We start from the raw sequence: 14,337 nt of genomic DNA, 5'->3' as shown, positions 1-14,337 counted from the left end.
AAGGATTTCCAATGACATTATTTCAGGATTTCGGTATCACACCAGAGCTAGCCATCATTCTGGCTATCGATCTCACCATAGCCGTGATTTTGCTAACGCTAATGCGTTATTTGCAAGGTTGGAGTGTAAAGGTCAATAGCAGTAAGGAGCTGGCAGAGCGGGATAACTTTGCCTTTGGCATTAGTACCGCTGGCGCAGTTGCCGCCCTAGGCATAGTGCTTACAGGCGCTATCACAGGCGCTGCGGCACACTCTTATCTTACCGAAGCGATTGGCATGAGCTGCTATGGTTTATTCGGTTTAGTACTGATTAAACTCGGCCGTTTTCTCCACGATAAAATAGCGCTAAATGAGTTTGATAAGAACGAGCAAATCATCAAAGGTAATGTGTCCGTCGCTATCGTCGATGCCAGCGTTGCTATTGCTACCGCCATTATCATTCGCTCTGTCTTGCTGTGGGCAGAAGATTTAACTGTCGATACCTTCATTGCCATCTTCAGCGCCTTTGCGATTTCGCAGTTGATGTTAGTGCTACTCACGCGCTGGCGTGAAAACCGTTTCGCAAGCCGCAACCAAGACTCGTCTATGCAGCAAGCCTTAGCCCAAGGTCATACAGCGTTAGCGCTACGCCACGCGGGTTATATGATTGCTATGGCACTGAGCTTTAATGCCGCCAGTCACTTTATTATTTATAATCCAACGGCTTATGTGACTAACGTGATCGGTTGGTTAGTGTTCTCAGTCATTATGCTGATCGCACTCTCCTTACTGCTGTTCGTCGTGAAGAAACTGGTATTAGCCCGTATCGATTTAGCCGATGAAGTGGAAAGACAACACAATATCGGTATCGCCGCAGTAGAAATGGCGATCAGTATCGCTATCGCACTTATTCTTACGGCACTGATGGCTTAATCGAATGCAAGAAATTAGCTTAACTCCCTCGGCGGCTAAACCTAGCCGCCTAGGTTGGTTCGACGATGTTCTCTTACTGGGCATTATGGCCGTATTAGCAGGTTGCGGCCTGATCTACGAATATCTTTTATCCCACTATGCGGGCCGCATTTTAGGCGCATTAGAAGCCGCCATTTACACCATGATAGGCTTAATGATTGTCTCCATGGGGCTAGGTGCCTTCGCCGCCCGTAAGATCCGTGATGCCTTTACCGGTTTTGTGATTTTAGAACTCACAGTTGCACTCTGTGGCTCACTCGCCATTTTAATCACAGCAGCGGTGATTGGTTTTGGTCAACAACTGCCATTGATCATTGCTAATACCTTAGGTTTACCGCCAGATCAACTGCCCGAAGGTGGCATGATAGGCTCGCTGCAAAAACTCAGCGAATACTTACCCTATGTGTGGGGTGTGTTATTGGGCCTGATGATTGGTATGGAAATCCCGCTGATTGCTAGGGTTCGCCAATCCCTTTCCGACGAGCATTTACTGCATAACGCGGGCACCATTTACGGAGCTGATTACATAGGCGCAGGCATAGGTGCCGCCATTTGGGTTGGCTTTATGCTCGCCATCGATATCCAACTCGCCGCCGCCTTAACCGCCAGTTTCAATCTATTGGCAGGTTTTGTGTTTATCTGGCGATTCTGGCCTAAAATCCGCCGCCCTAAACTGCTTTTGAGTGGGCATTTTATCGTGACTGGCGTCTTACTCGTATTAGCAATCCACGGCCCACGCTGGGAGCAAGAATTCAATAATTTGCTCTATAAAGACAAAGTGGTTTACGCCAAGGCGACACGTTTCCAACAGCTGACCTTCACCGAGCGGTTGCGCGGTAACGGTCTACCGCCCGTTTATGCTTTATACATCAATGGTCGCTTACAATTTTCTAGCATAGACGAGCACATCTACCATACGTTTCTCGTTCATCCTACGCTCGCGGCCAGTGCCCGTCACAACAAGGTGCTGATCATTGGCGGCGGTGATGGACTCGGTCTAAAACAAGTACTGCGCTGGGAACCTGAACAAGTCACGCTGCTCGATCTCGATGTGGGCCTAGTGCAATTATTTAAATCGCCCGATACAGATATGCCCGATAGTCTCAGTCGCGCTATGTTGGCGCTCAATGGCAATGCACTGAATGATCCCCGTGTCACAGTGATCAACGACGATGCATTTAATGGTGTCGATAAACTGATTGCCACAGGCGTGAAATACGATGCGATTATCGTAGACTTGCCTGATCCGAGCCATCCCGATCTTAATAAGCTGTATTCGGACTATTTCTACCGTAAATTAAAGGAACTTATGAGCAGTGATGGCGCTCTGACTGTACAGTCGACATCGCCTTACCATGCCCCTAAGGCCTTTATTTCGGTAGCAAAAACCTTGGCATTGGCGGGATTTGACGTCAAGCAGTACCATCATAATGTGCCCAGTTTTGGTGAATGGGGCTGGAGTATTGCAACCTTAGGCGGACTCGATGCACAACACAGATTAGCGAAGTTAACTGTGTTGCCCATCAAAGATGACTGGCTCACTTTAGGTTTAGTGGATGGCGCCTTTGAGTTTCCAGCCAATTTTTATCAAGATGCCGCCAACATAAAACCCAATGAATTGGGTTCATTGCAGCTGTATCACTACCATTTGCAAGATTGGTCCGAGAATCAAGGACTGGATCTTTTTTAATAGGATGAGATAGCACTTGACATATTATGTCTCAGTGCTATCTTTGAACACAGACATAATATGTCAATAAGGACAAATATGAATATCCATACCATTGCCAATCACCTCAACAGTCTTGGCAACAACAGCCAAACTGGCTTTCAATTTGATTGTTATCCAATCGATGGTGAAGTCGAAGTGTTGCAAGTGAATGTGGTCGGCCGTGAAGAAATCCCGGTATTTGTATCGGTAACGGACAACCAAGTACTTTGCATCAGCTACCTGTGGGGCGAGAACGAAGTAAATCAAGAACGTCGCAGTGAAATGTTTGAAACCATGCTAGAGCTCAACATTCCAATGCCCTTGTCAGCTTTTGCAAAAATTGATGACAAATACGTGGTTTACGGTGCGCTATCACTACAATCTAGCATGCTCGAAATCGAGCAAGAATTAGCAGTTTTATCTGATAACTGTTTAGAAGTTATTGATGAATTGGTCGACTATCTGAAATAAGGAGCCACAAAATGGGCATTCTGAATAAAATTTTAACAGCGTTTCGCGGTGGTGCCACCGAAGTTGGCCAAAGCATCGTTGACGCAAACTCAACCCGTATTTTCGAACAGGAAATCCGTGATGCAGAAAAGCATTTAACCAATGCTAAACGTGAACTGACCGATGTCATGGCAAAAGAAATGCAAGCCAGCCGTGAAATCGACCGTCTGAAACGTTCGATTGCAGAACACGAAGGTTATGCAACTCAAGCATTGGACAAAGGTAATGAAGCCTTAGCGATTGAAATTGCTGAAAAGATTGCTCAGTTAGACCAAGAGTTGTCTGAGCAACAAAGCGCCAACGACAGCTTTAGCGTCCATGCTGCACGCTTGAAAGACTTAGTGAAGAAAACCGAACGCCAATTGTCTGATTATCAACGTCAGTTGAGCATGGTTAAAACCACCGAAAGCGTCCAAAAAGCGACGGCAACCATTACTGACTCGTTCGCGTCTAGCAACTCTAAGCTGCTGAACGCTAAAGATTCACTAGAACGTATCAAGGCACGTCAGCAACAATTTGACGACCGTTTAAAAGCGGCTGAAACCTTAGCCGATGAAAACAGTGATAAGTCGTTGCAAGCCAAATTAGCCGAAGCGGGTATTGGTGAGCAAAAGTCAAACGCAAATGCAGTGCTAGATCGAATCAAAGCACGTAAAAGCTAAGCAATGATTGACCGAATGCCGAGTCTCAGTGGGATCATCACCCCCTACTGACCTCGGCATTTTTTTGTTTCATCCTCATTAAATAAAAATGACCACTATTGCCCGTGAATATCCGCAGCCAATCGATATGAGGCCGCACGCGAGCATAGTCAGCAGGAGTCACTATGGGATTTTTCAATAGTATTTTTGGTAAGAAAGCCCCGCCACAGCGCGAGCTCAATCACCCGTCCCAGCTCAATGTCGGCGACATGATCTCAATCGATGATAGTTTTGCCCTGCCACCACAACTCCGTGGTCAACAATTAAGAGTCGAAGCCGTACATACTTACGAGTCTGAACGTAAACAACACTCCGAGTGGTTACTCAAGGGACATGGTAGCGATACTCTCTTTTTGAGCATTGAAGAAGACGACGAAACCTATCTCGCCTTTTCGATTAAGGTTTCCCGCGCCCAAGTGGAGCAATTATTCGATCTCGAGCAATTCAGCGCCCTGTTCGAGGAACCGGGTCATGCCGAGTTAACTACGCAAGTATTATCGGCCGACTTAGCTGAACAACTTGAACAATGGCTTGGAAAACAATACCACCAAGTGACTTTTGCCGCTTTTGGCTATTTCCATCGTCAGGATTATCGTGGCCAAAAGCCGCCACAGGATGCCAATGGCGCCACAGGTGAGCCTTTTGAGTACTATTTATTACTTGATGACAATGAAAGCTGCGCCGTCGAAGTGGAAGTCTACGAAGGGGGTGATACCGATGTCGTCTTGACCCTATATCGCCCGCTAACGGATATTCGGGAATACTGGCCGGCGAAATAACACGAAAATAAGATAAAGTGCGTGCTCGCACTTTATCAATAATCCCAATACAATCTCACAGATAAGCGCTAGAAACGGTTGATAGCAATAGGTAATACGCCATGAGTAAAACCAAACACCCTCTGCCCGAGCAATGGTTAAAGAACCAACAAGCCGCTAAGGCGACACAGGTTGCCTTCGATCTCGATGAAAAATTTCAATACTCTATTCGTAAAGCCGCGTTAGATGCAGGCGTTAGCCCTTCTGATCAAATTCGCACTATTTTAGGTCTTAGCGTATCGAAACGGCCAACGCGTCCGCGTCTTACCGTGTCACTCAATGCAGATGACTATGTGCAACTGGCAGAGAAATATGGTTTAAGTGCCGATTCACAGCTAGAAATTAAACGCCGTGTGCTCGACGATTTAGTCCACTTTGTTGATGAAACCTAAAGCAACGCTGATCTCAAGCGCCAACCCTTCTTACCATTGGCTGGCGCGATTAATCGATATATAGCCCTTTTATTAACTCAGTCAATTTACTCACAGCCTAAAGTCTTTTACTTTAGTAGTGATATTCGCCGCACTTAACAGGGATCATGTTTGGCATGACAGATAAAACCCCATGGTCGCTTCGCACCCTTGGCACTCCTTCTCCATTCGAAATGGCGATGATGCTATTGTCCTTGCTGTCGGTGATCATAGTACTTGTCATGACCTTCGGCCGCCTAGATAGCGAAACCTACCGCTTACTCTTCTTTGTCGATACCAGTATTTGTATGATTTTTATGATCAACTTCTTTGTTGGGTTGATCCGTGCTCGCGATAAACGCTTTTTCATTAAACACCATTGGATTGATTTTATTGCCAGTATTCCGGCGATTGAAGCCCTACGTATGGCACGGCTTTTTCAAATCCTACGGGTAATACGCCTGATCCGCATGAGTCGCTCACTGCTGCTCCCACTGGTAAAACAACGTAAACAAGCCACCTTAGCCAGTTTACTGGTTGCTATGGTGACGATTCTGACATTAGCTTCCGTCATTATGCTCATCGTCGAAAGCGGCACCGAAGGCGCCAATATCCAGACCGCTGAGCAAGCGATTTGGTGGGCATTAGTCACTATCTCTACCGTCGGCTACGGCGATTATTATCCTGTAAGCACAGCAGGCCACATCATAGGTGGCGTGGTCATTGTCAGCGGTGTGAGTTTTTTTGGGGTGATTTCAGGTTATATGGCATCGGTATTTGTTGCGCCAGATGAATCTGAACGTCAAGAACGCCAAGATGCGCATAAAGCCGAAATCAAATCAGAGCTTGAATTAGCCTTAGCAAGAATGGAAGAGAACCAACAAAAAATAGAACAAAATCAAGCGCAAATGCTGGCTCAAATTGCGGAACTTAAGCAGGCTATCGAAACAAAAAATAGCTGACTTTGTTGAGAAAACGGACTAATGAAAAGGCTCAATCTATATTAGATTGAGCCTTTTCCGTTTATCAGCGATAAAAAGTAATATTACCAGTAGACCTGCTGTTGCATCGCGTTACGGCGTGTCGATTCCATAGCAAACAACAAACTCTGCTGCTTGTCTTCCAGCCACTCAGCTAAATTGATATCTAACTCCCGACTCGTATCCTGTAAGGCGCGATAACAAGCCAAAGTTTTAATCCCAAGCGCAAGATCTTGCCAAGGTGCACGAAATGCGTCCCGTGATTTCGCCTCATATAAACTGCCGTAGGCATGACCCACAAGAATGCTCGCATCCAACACTGTGGCCACTTGTAGATAATTCGCCGCTGTCATGACGCTATTGAGTGGCATGACCTCAATTATCGCCATCCAAGAAGCTTGCTGAGCACTATCGGCATGCTGGCGTAAGCTAGGCTGATGGGTGATGTCCACTTCACCAACACTGATCTTAAGTAACAATTCAACAATAGCCAGCTGTAATTGACCATATTCGGTCTGTTGCCATAGGGAGAGTAAGCGTTCCGTCAGATTAATCTCTGTCAGTTGCGCCAGAAGTCGCACTTTAACTTGGGCGTGTTGGCCAAGTTTAGCAAATAAGCCTCTTTGGCTACCAAGCAAGGCGGTCAACGCCAGTGCCTGCTCAATAAAATCGAGCTGCTTTTCAATCAGCATAAATTGGCTAGACAGTGTCACATTCAATAATTCGAACTGATTTAAGGTCATGCGCAGCAAACGAATACAGGCGCGCATCCGCCACCATAGTGCAACACAGGCTTCAGGGTCGCTTTCCTCTGCAATCATGCTCTCTAATAATTGCCAGCGCTCAAGGGCGGTTTCAAGCAGAATTTGGCAGTTTGCACTTAAATCCTGTGAAGAAGAATCGTGTGACTCGGCCAGTGGCAGAAATTCCAATGCTTTTAAATCGAGCGGCTTAGCCTTGCCCGCCAATCGATAGCCCCGCTGCGCTTTACTGGCCTTACCTAAACGCACTGGCACCACACTCGCCACTTGCATCGCTAGCTTAAGTAGCGCCTCAGTACCGCCACTGAGGAGTTCAAACTCGAGCTCACACAGGGCTTCTTGCTGGCCATTAGCGGTGATTTCACCTATGTCTAACGCAACTTCGACCACGCTGTTATCAATCTGAACATGCCAAGCGCGACGATGAAAATCGGTGTGAAATATACAAGTTAACTGAGCTTGAGTTGCCGCTAAATCGGCATCAGCGGGCCAAATACTGGTAGGAAATAGACTTAAATCTGGGCTATCGGATTGGATAGTCACATTGTATTCGGGCCGCGAATGAATGCCGCCCACGACTTGTCCTGCGGTTTTTATGGTCTGCTCTCGGTGCGCATCGTAACCGCGCACCCGCAATCCCATGTCCCACTGACGTAATTGCAAGTCAGGGGTGTCGAAGTAACCATTCGCCAAACGACGTTGACCTTGAGGTACGGCATTATCGAGACTATCTAACTTATTTATCAGGGATTCTTGATATATCGGCAGGAAAAACAGTTTTAATTCAATCTCAGCATTCATTGCGTAACCGCTCACTTTGTCATCAAATATTCATCGATGCGTCATCTTTAGTTCATAATGTCACAAATGTGTCATAAAAATCCCGTAGGATTTGGTTTTGCAGTTGGTATATAACCCGTTAGAATAAACCTGTCGTTTTTTCTGAAAAAACACAGTTTCAATACGCGGACGCATAGGTTAACATGCGCCCGCTTTTTCCAATAATGGAACAATCTAAATAGGTAAACGGCAATGCCAGTAAACTCTATTTTGGGCGTGTTTGCAAAATCGCCAATTAAGCCTCTTCAAGAGCACATGGACAAAGTACACGATTGCGCATCGTTACTCGTCCCCTTTTTCGAAGCCACTATCACAGGCAACTGGGACAGTGCAGTTCAATTACGTAAGCAAATTAGTTTAGCCGAGAAGCAAGCAGATTCACTGAAGCGTGAAATCCGCCTGACTCTGCCAAGCGGTTTATTTATGCCAGTAGAACGTACAGATTTATTGGAACTTTTAACTCAACAAGACAAGATAGCCAACAAAGCCAAAGATATTTCCGGTCGTGTTATCGGCCGTCAGCTGTTAATCCCTCAGGTCATGCAAGTCCCATTTATTGCTTATCTTCAACGCTGTATCGATGCGGTAGCACTAGCAAAACAAGTCATTAATGAACTCGAAGATCTGTTAGAAACAGGTTTCCGTGGTCGTGAAGTCGACTTAGTGGCAAAAATGATAAATGAACTCGATATCATCGAAGAAGATACTGACGATCTACAAATTCAGTTACGCCGTCAGTTATTCGCTATGGAATCTGAATTGAATCCTGTCGATGTGATGTTCCTCTACAAAACGATTGAATGGGTCGGTGGTCTTGCAGATCTTGCCGAACGCGTCGGTTCGCGTCTTGAGCTTATGCTGGCTCGCGTTTAACAAATTAAGGTTATCAAGGTATCAATATGGTTGATGCAGGTATTGAGGTGGCTAACGTCTTAGTCACCAATGGCCCGTGGCTTATTGCCATTGCGGCTGCATTTGGTTTTCTCATGGCATGGGGTATTGGGGCGAATGACGTCGCCAATGCGATGGGAACCTCTGTAGGTTCAAACGCAATTACAATTAAACAAGCGATTATTATCGCAATGATCTTTGAGTTTTCCGGTGCATTTTTAGCTGGGGGCGAAGTTACCAATACCATTCGTAGCGGTATTATTGATTCTAGCTATTTCACTGCGACTCCTGAATTGCTGGTTTACGGCATGATAGGATCATTGTTGGCAGCAGGTATTTGGCTTGTCGTCGCATCGGCTCTTGGCTGGCCGGTATCAACGACTCACTCCATCGTCGGTGCCATTATTGGTTTCGCCGCCGTGGGTGTTGGCGCAGATTCAGTCTCATGGGATAAAGTGGGCGGGATTGTAGGCTCTTGGATCGTAACCCCTGCTATTTCGGGCTTTATGGCATTCATCCTCTTCCAAAGCACTCAAAAACTCATTTTCAACACTGACGACCCATTGAGTAATGCTAAGCGTTTCGTACCTTTCTATATGGCATTTGCTGGTTTCATCATGTCATTAATGACGATTATGAAAGGCTTATCCCATGTTGGTCTGCATTTCTCAGTTACCGAGTCTTACCTACTCGCAAGTGCTGTTGCCGCTGTAGTTGGTATCTTAGGTAAAATCGCCATTTCACGCTTACAAATGAGCGATAAAGCAGATCGTCAAACCCAGTTCAAAAACGTTGAAAAAGTGTTTGCGATCCTGATGGTCCTGACAGCTTGTTGTATGGCTTTTGCCCATGGTTCAAACGATGTAGCAAATGCGATTGGTCCATTAGCGGCGGTTGTTTCTGTCGTCAATAGCGGTGGTGAGATTGCAGCGAAATCACCTCTAGTCTGGTGGATTTTACCTTTGGGTGCCGTAGGTATTGTGATGGGTCTGGCGATTTTTGGTCAGCGCGTTATGCAAACTATCGGAAAAAATATCACTCACTTAACGCCAAGTCGTGGTTTTGCGGCAGAATTAGCCGCGGCAACAACTGTAGTTATTGCTTCTAGCACTGGTTTACCTATTTCTACCACACAAACCTTAGTGGGTGCGGTATTAGGTGTAGGTATGGCCCGTGGTATCGCAGCGATTAACATTGGTGTGGTACGTAATATCGTCGTATCTTGGGTTGTGACCCTACCAGCAGGTGCTGGCCTATCAATCATCTTCTTCTATATGATTAAAGGTATTTTTAATTAAGAAGTCTCGCTAAATGTGTTGCTGACATTAAGCAGTATTAGCGCCTAGGACTAGAAGGTCGTAGGAAAGATTGAATTAAATTGGAATGGTCATAGCATGGATGCCGTAAAGTTGAGGGAAGTCTATGACTTCCCTCTTGCATTACAGGCCTCAAATCCCTAGCATGTGCAGACTATTTCGTTGATGAGAATACAAAAGTGTTTAGACTCCTGACTCTGGTAGGAATGATCTTGCTGTCTTCCAACCTGCTGGCCGAAGGCCAATCCCGCTACATCTCGGATAACGTGTTTCTGTATCTTTTAGGTGGCCCTGGTACTGAGTTTCGAATTGTTGGATCAATTGAAGCGGGTCAACCTGTGACACTGCTCAACGAAACTCAAGGTGATTACTCCAAAATAATCGACCATAAAGGCCGTGAAGGTTGGGTACAAACCAACTTGATCAGTTCGACTCAAAGTTTCCGTGAGCAAGTCCCTGCGTTAACAACTGAACTCGCACAGGCCAAAGCTAAGTTAGCAGAAGTATCAAGTTCAACGGATAATCATGCCGACGAACTGCTCGAATTAAAGGCTAAACTAAGCGAGTTAGAAACCAACCTAGCTAAAACGACTCAAGAACGTGATCAACTGAAAAATGCGGTAGATCGCACAGCTCAAGACGAACGTTTTGAACTTTGGCGCCAAGGTGGATTAATCGCAGGCATGGGCTTAATCCTAGGCATTATTTTAGTGTATTTACCTAGACCACAACGTCGCAATAAAAAACGTTGGATGTGAGTCTGACACACAAAAAGTCTTAATTTACCTTCCAAAAGCCAGTGTTTTCAAACACTGGCTTTTTTGTCAATCAAGCGTTACATCGACTTATTAACAAGCTAATCAAACAAGCTTCACAATCTTTCACGCTATAGTGTTGTCCGTCACATTTTGGTTGTATAATCTGCGCGCGCAAACCCTCATATTGTATACAAAATATCAAATGCGTTTGGCGCCTCCCAATTTGTTTCAACAATAGCGCCCCAATAACGGCCAAGATGGAAGCGATAACTATGTTCAAAGCGAGTGAAGTGCTGGCAGGCCGCTACGATTCTGCCAATCTCGACGAACTGTTCAAAGCGATCAGCGACAACTACATTGTCGATGAAGAACAATACTTGTCAGAGTTGATCCAACTAGTTCCCTCCAGTGATGAAGCCATAGAGCGCGTCACTCGTCGTGCCCACGAACTGGTTAACAAAGTTCGTCAATTCGATAAAAAAGGTTTGATGGTTGGCATAGATGCCTTCCTGCAACAGTACAGCTTAGAAACACAGGAAGGCATTATCCTGATGTGTTTAGCCGAAGCTTTACTGCGAATTCCCGATGCGGCCACTGCCGATGCACTGATTGAAGATAAGCTTTCAGGCGCTAAGTGGGATGAGCACATGAGCAAGAGTGACTCAGTGCTAGTTAACGCATCGACCTGGGGCTTAATGCTCACAGGTAAAATCGTTAAACTCGATAAAAAACTCGATGGTACCCCAAGCAACTTATTGAGCCGCTTAGTGAATCGTCTGGGTGAACCTGTGATCCGTCAAGCCATGATGGCAGCGATGAAGATCATGGGTAAGCAGTTCGTACTGGGGCGCAACATGAAAGAAGCCCTGAAGAACAGTGAAGACAAACGTAAGTTAGGTTATACCCATTCCTACGACATGCTGGGCGAAGCGGCGTTAACTCGCAAAGATGCCGAGAAATACTATACCGATTACGCCAATGCGATAACTGAGCTCGGTGCCCAAAGCTATAACGAAAATGAATCACCGCGGCCAACCATCTCCATCAAGCTATCGGCACTGCACCCACGTTACGAAGTGGCCAATGAAGATCGCGTCTTAACTGAACTGTACGACACAGTAGTTCGCCTGATTAAGCTGGCACGCGGCTTAAATATCGGTATCTCTATCGATGCCGAAGAAGTCGATCGCCTCGAGTTATCACTGAAACTGTTCCAAAAATTGTTTAATGCAGAGGCAACTAAAGGCTGGGGATTACTCGGCATAGTCGTACAAGCCTACTCTAAGCGTGCCCTGCCAGTTCTGGTTTGGTTAACGCGTCTGGCGAAAGATCAAGGGGATGAAATCCCTGTGCGTCTGGTAAAAGGCGCCTATTGGGATAGCGAACTTAAGTGGGCGCAACAAGCTGGCGAAGCCGCTTATCCACTCTACACTCGCAAAGCCGGTACTGACGTTTCTTACCTCGCCTGCGCCCGTTACTTGTTATCGGATGCGACTCGCGGTGCTATCTACCCACAATTTGCTAGCCACAATGCGCAAACCGTGGCGGCAATTTCCGATATGGCGGGCGATCGTAACCATGAGTTCCAACGCTTACACGGCATGGGACAAGAGCTGTACGACACGATTTTGGCTGAAGCCGGTGCTAAAGCGGTACGTATTTATGCCCCCATCGGTGCCCATAAAGATCTACTGCCCTATTTAGTCCGTCGTCTGCTGGAAAACGGCGCGAATACTTCGTTCGTCCACAAACTGGTGGATCCTAAAACCCCCATAGAGTCATTAGTGGTACATCCGCTAACAACGCTGACGGGCTATAAAACCCTGGCTAACAACAGAATCGTTTTACCTGCCGATATTTTCGGTAGCGAACGCAAAAATTCCAAGGGACTCAATATGAACATCATTTCCGAATCTGAGCCATTTTTCGCGGCACTAGAACAGTTTAAAAATACCCAATGGCAAGCGGGCCCTCTGGTTAACGGTAAAACCTTAACTGGCGAACATAAAACGGTTGTTAGCCCATACGACACTACCCAAACCGTAGGTCAAGTCGCCTTCGCCGACAAAGCTGCAATCGAAGCAGCAGTCGCGTCTGCTGAAGCAGCATTTGCCTCTTGGGCACGCACACCAGTGGAAACCCGTGCCTCTGCACTACAAAAGTTAGCCGATTTATTAGAAGAAAACCGCGAAGAATTGATCGCCCTGTGCACCCGTGAAGCGGGCAAGAGCATTCAAGACGGTATCGACGAAGTACGTGAAGCCGTTGATTTCTGTCGTTACTACGCAGTACAAGCCAAGAAGATGATGGCAAAACCTGAACTGCTTCCAGGCCCAACGGGTGAACTGAACGAACTGTTCCTCCAAGGCCGCGGTGTGTTCGTGTGTATCAGCCCATGGAACTTCCCACTGGCGATCTTCTTAGGTCAAGTGTCGGCGGCATTAGCGGCGGGTAACACAGTTATCGCAAAACCCGCGGAGCAAACCTCAATTATTGGTTACCGTGCGGTGCAACTCGCTCATCAAGCGGGTATTCCTGTCGAGGTGCTGCAATTCCTACCAGGCACTGGTGCGACTGTGGGTAGCGCAATTACGGCCGATGAACGTATCGGTGGCGTGTGCTTTACCGGTTCAACTGGCACGGCAAAACTGATTAACCGCACACTCGCCAACCGCGAAGGCGCGATTATTCCATTAATCGCCGAAACGGGCGGTCAAAATGCCATGGTAGTGGACTCAACCTCTCAACCTGAGCAAGTAGTTAACGATGTGGTTTCATCGTCATTCACCAGCGCGGGCCAACGCTGCTCCGCACTGCGCGTGCTCTTCCTCCAAGAAGACATCGCCGATCGCGTGATCGAAGTCCTACAAGGCGCCATGGATGAATTGGTGATTGGCAACCCGAGTTCAATCAAAACCGACGTAGGCCCAGTGATTGACGCCACCGCCAAAGCCAACTTAGATGCGCATATCGATCATATCAAGCAAGTCGGTAAGCTTATCAAGCAAATGCCGCTGCCTGCTGGCACTGAGAACGGTCACTTCGTGTCGCCAACTGCAGTGGAAATCGACTCAATCAAAGTGCTCGAAAAAGAACACTTTGGCCCAATCCTGCACGTGATCCGCTACAAGGCAGCCGAACTGAGCCAAGTGATCAACGAGATCAACAGCACAGGCTTTGGCTTAACCTTAGGTATCCACAGCCGTAACGAAGGCCATGCCCTTGAAGTTGCCGACAAAGTGAATGTGGGTAACGTCTACATTAACCGTAACCAAATCGGCGCTGTGGTGGGTGTACAGCCTTTCGGTGGTCAAGGCCTGTCAGGCACAGGTCCTAAAGCCGGTGGCCCACACTACTTAACCCGTTTTGTGACTGAAAAGACTCGCACCAACAACATCACAGCTATTGGTGGTAATGCGACCCTACTGTCACTCGGTGATAGCGAAGAATAAGTACACTGAACTTGCTTTAGAATATCGCGATGCATCTTTAGCCATCGCGATAACAATAAAAAAGCCAGACTGAGTCTGGCTTTTTTATTGGCTAATTTTTACCTCTCAAAGAGATTTCTTCACAACCCTCAGAATGAAATATCTATCCCTTAATATCGGGCTATTGCAAGCGAGTTCAAATTTTTAATCGACTTGATTTTAAAGCACTTGTAGGGGATTGCACATCGTTGATAAAAGCC

The 14,337-nt window shown here is 46.6% G+C and carries 12 protein-coding genes; 11 read left to right on the top strand and 1 reads right to left on the bottom strand.

Annotated elements, in window-relative coordinates:
* The first annotated feature begins 11 nt into the window (after positions 1–11).
* From KO533_RS10105 to KO533_RS10075, 7 genes are all read left to right on the top strand, one after another.
* A complete protein-coding gene (locus KO533_RS10105) occupies positions 12–911 on the top strand; it encodes a DUF350 domain-containing protein (RefSeq protein ID WP_113939026.1) in 900 nt (299 codons plus the stop codon).
* Positions 912–915: 4 nt separating this feature from the next.
* Positions 916–2,640 (top strand): polyamine aminopropyltransferase, encoded by a 1,725-nt coding sequence (locus tag KO533_RS10100; RefSeq protein WP_173496768.1) that lies wholly within the window; start codon positions 916–918, stop codon positions 2,638–2,640.
* Between the two features lie 78 nt (positions 2,641–2,718).
* Positions 2,719–3,132, top strand: a complete 414-nt coding sequence (locus KO533_RS10095) for a DUF2170 family protein (protein WP_105251554.1) — start codon at positions 2,719–2,721, stop codon at positions 3,130–3,132.
* A gap of 11 nt (positions 3,133–3,143) precedes the next feature.
* Complete coding sequence (locus KO533_RS10090) at positions 3,144–3,833, top strand: PspA/IM30 family protein (RefSeq protein ID WP_219253962.1); 690 nt, start codon at positions 3,144–3,146, stop codon at positions 3,831–3,833.
* A 164-nt stretch (positions 3,834–3,997) separates the two neighbouring features.
* On the top strand, positions 3,998–4,651 hold the full coding sequence (locus KO533_RS10085) for a DUF4178 domain-containing protein (protein WP_219253960.1): 654 nt from the start codon (positions 3,998–4,000) through the stop codon (positions 4,649–4,651).
* A gap of 101 nt (positions 4,652–4,752) precedes the next feature.
* The gene (locus KO533_RS10080) at positions 4,753–5,082 is read left to right on the top strand and encodes a hypothetical protein (RefSeq protein ID WP_028761837.1); all 330 of its coding nucleotides are present in this window, start codon (positions 4,753–4,755) and stop codon (positions 5,080–5,082) included.
* Positions 5,083–5,237: 155 nt separating this feature from the next.
* Positions 5,238–6,062: an ion transporter gene (locus KO533_RS10075; RefSeq protein WP_105253058.1), complete on the top strand. Its 825-nt coding sequence runs from the start codon at positions 5,238–5,240 to the stop codon at positions 6,060–6,062.
* 83 nt (positions 6,063–6,145) lie between these two features.
* Here the strand turns inward: KO533_RS10075 and KO533_RS10070 are convergent, their stop codons facing one another.
* The gene (locus KO533_RS10070; RefSeq protein ID WP_219253958.1) at positions 6,146–7,642 is read right to left on the bottom strand and encodes a CYTH and CHAD domain-containing protein; all 1,497 of its coding nucleotides are present in this window, start codon (positions 7,640–7,642) and stop codon (positions 6,146–6,148) included.
* A 231-nt stretch (positions 7,643–7,873) separates the two neighbouring features.
* Between KO533_RS10070 and KO533_RS10065 the strand changes: the two genes are divergently transcribed.
* The 4 genes from KO533_RS10065 to putA all read left to right on the top strand — a co-directional run bounded on the left by KO533_RS10065 (position 7,874) and on the right by putA (position 14,098).
* The gene (locus tag KO533_RS10065) at positions 7,874–8,554 is read left to right on the top strand and encodes a TIGR00153 family protein (protein ID WP_105251552.1); all 681 of its coding nucleotides are present in this window, start codon (positions 7,874–7,876) and stop codon (positions 8,552–8,554) included.
* A 26-nt stretch (positions 8,555–8,580) separates the two neighbouring features.
* A complete protein-coding gene (locus KO533_RS10060; protein WP_028761838.1) occupies positions 8,581–9,870 on the top strand; it encodes an inorganic phosphate transporter in 1,290 nt (429 codons plus the stop codon).
* A gap of 224 nt (positions 9,871–10,094) precedes the next feature.
* Positions 10,095–10,646 carry a TIGR04211 family SH3 domain-containing protein gene (locus KO533_RS10055; RefSeq protein ID WP_113939030.1) on the top strand — a complete coding sequence of 184 codons (552 nt, stop codon included), beginning with the start codon at positions 10,095–10,097 and terminating at the stop codon, positions 10,644–10,646.
* A 257-nt stretch (positions 10,647–10,903) separates the two neighbouring features.
* On the top strand, positions 10,904–14,098 hold the full coding sequence (gene putA / locus KO533_RS10050) for a bifunctional proline dehydrogenase/L-glutamate gamma-semialdehyde dehydrogenase PutA (RefSeq protein ID WP_219253956.1): 3,195 nt from the start codon (positions 10,904–10,906) through the stop codon (positions 14,096–14,098).
* Positions 14,099–14,337: the final 239 nt, after the last annotated feature.

Source organism: Shewanella sp. NKUCC05_KAH (assembly GCF_019345585.1).
Taxonomy (GTDB): Bacteria; Pseudomonadota; Gammaproteobacteria; order Enterobacterales; family Shewanellaceae; genus Shewanella; species Shewanella oncorhynchi.
This window is presented reverse-complemented; position numbering and strand designations above follow the sequence as displayed.

Bases quoted from the DNA above. Each gene is read 5' to 3' on its own strand.
- putA (WP_219253956.1), top strand. From the start codon at position 10,904: ATGGAAGCGATAACTATGTTCAAAGCGAGTGAAGTGCTGGCAGGCCGC.
- KO533_RS10060 (WP_028761838.1), top strand. From the start codon at position 8,581: ATGGTTGATGCAGGTATTGAGGTGGCTAACGTCTTAGTCACCAATGGC.
- KO533_RS10080 (WP_028761837.1), top strand. From the start codon at position 4,753: ATGAGTAAAACCAAACACCCTCTGCCCGAGCAATGGTTAAAGAACCAA.
- KO533_RS10100 (WP_173496768.1), top strand. From the start codon at position 916: ATGCAAGAAATTAGCTTAACTCCCTCGGCGGCTAAACCTAGCCGCCTA.
- KO533_RS10065 (WP_105251552.1), top strand. From the start codon at position 7,874: ATGCCAGTAAACTCTATTTTGGGCGTGTTTGCAAAATCGCCAATTAAG.
- KO533_RS10055 (WP_113939030.1), top strand. From the start codon at position 10,095: ATGATCTTGCTGTCTTCCAACCTGCTGGCCGAAGGCCAATCCCGCTAC.
- KO533_RS10085 (WP_219253960.1), top strand. From the start codon at position 3,998: ATGGGATTTTTCAATAGTATTTTTGGTAAGAAAGCCCCGCCACAGCGC.
- KO533_RS10095 (WP_105251554.1), top strand. From the start codon at position 2,719: ATGAATATCCATACCATTGCCAATCACCTCAACAGTCTTGGCAACAAC.
- KO533_RS10075 (WP_105253058.1), top strand. From the start codon at position 5,238: ATGACAGATAAAACCCCATGGTCGCTTCGCACCCTTGGCACTCCTTCT.
- KO533_RS10105 (WP_113939026.1), top strand. From the start codon at position 12: ATGACATTATTTCAGGATTTCGGTATCACACCAGAGCTAGCCATCATT.
- KO533_RS10070 (WP_219253958.1), bottom strand. From the start codon at position 7,642: ATGAATGCTGAGATTGAATTAAAACTGTTTTTCCTGCCGATATATCAA.
- KO533_RS10090 (WP_219253962.1), top strand. From the start codon at position 3,144: ATGGGCATTCTGAATAAAATTTTAACAGCGTTTCGCGGTGGTGCCACC.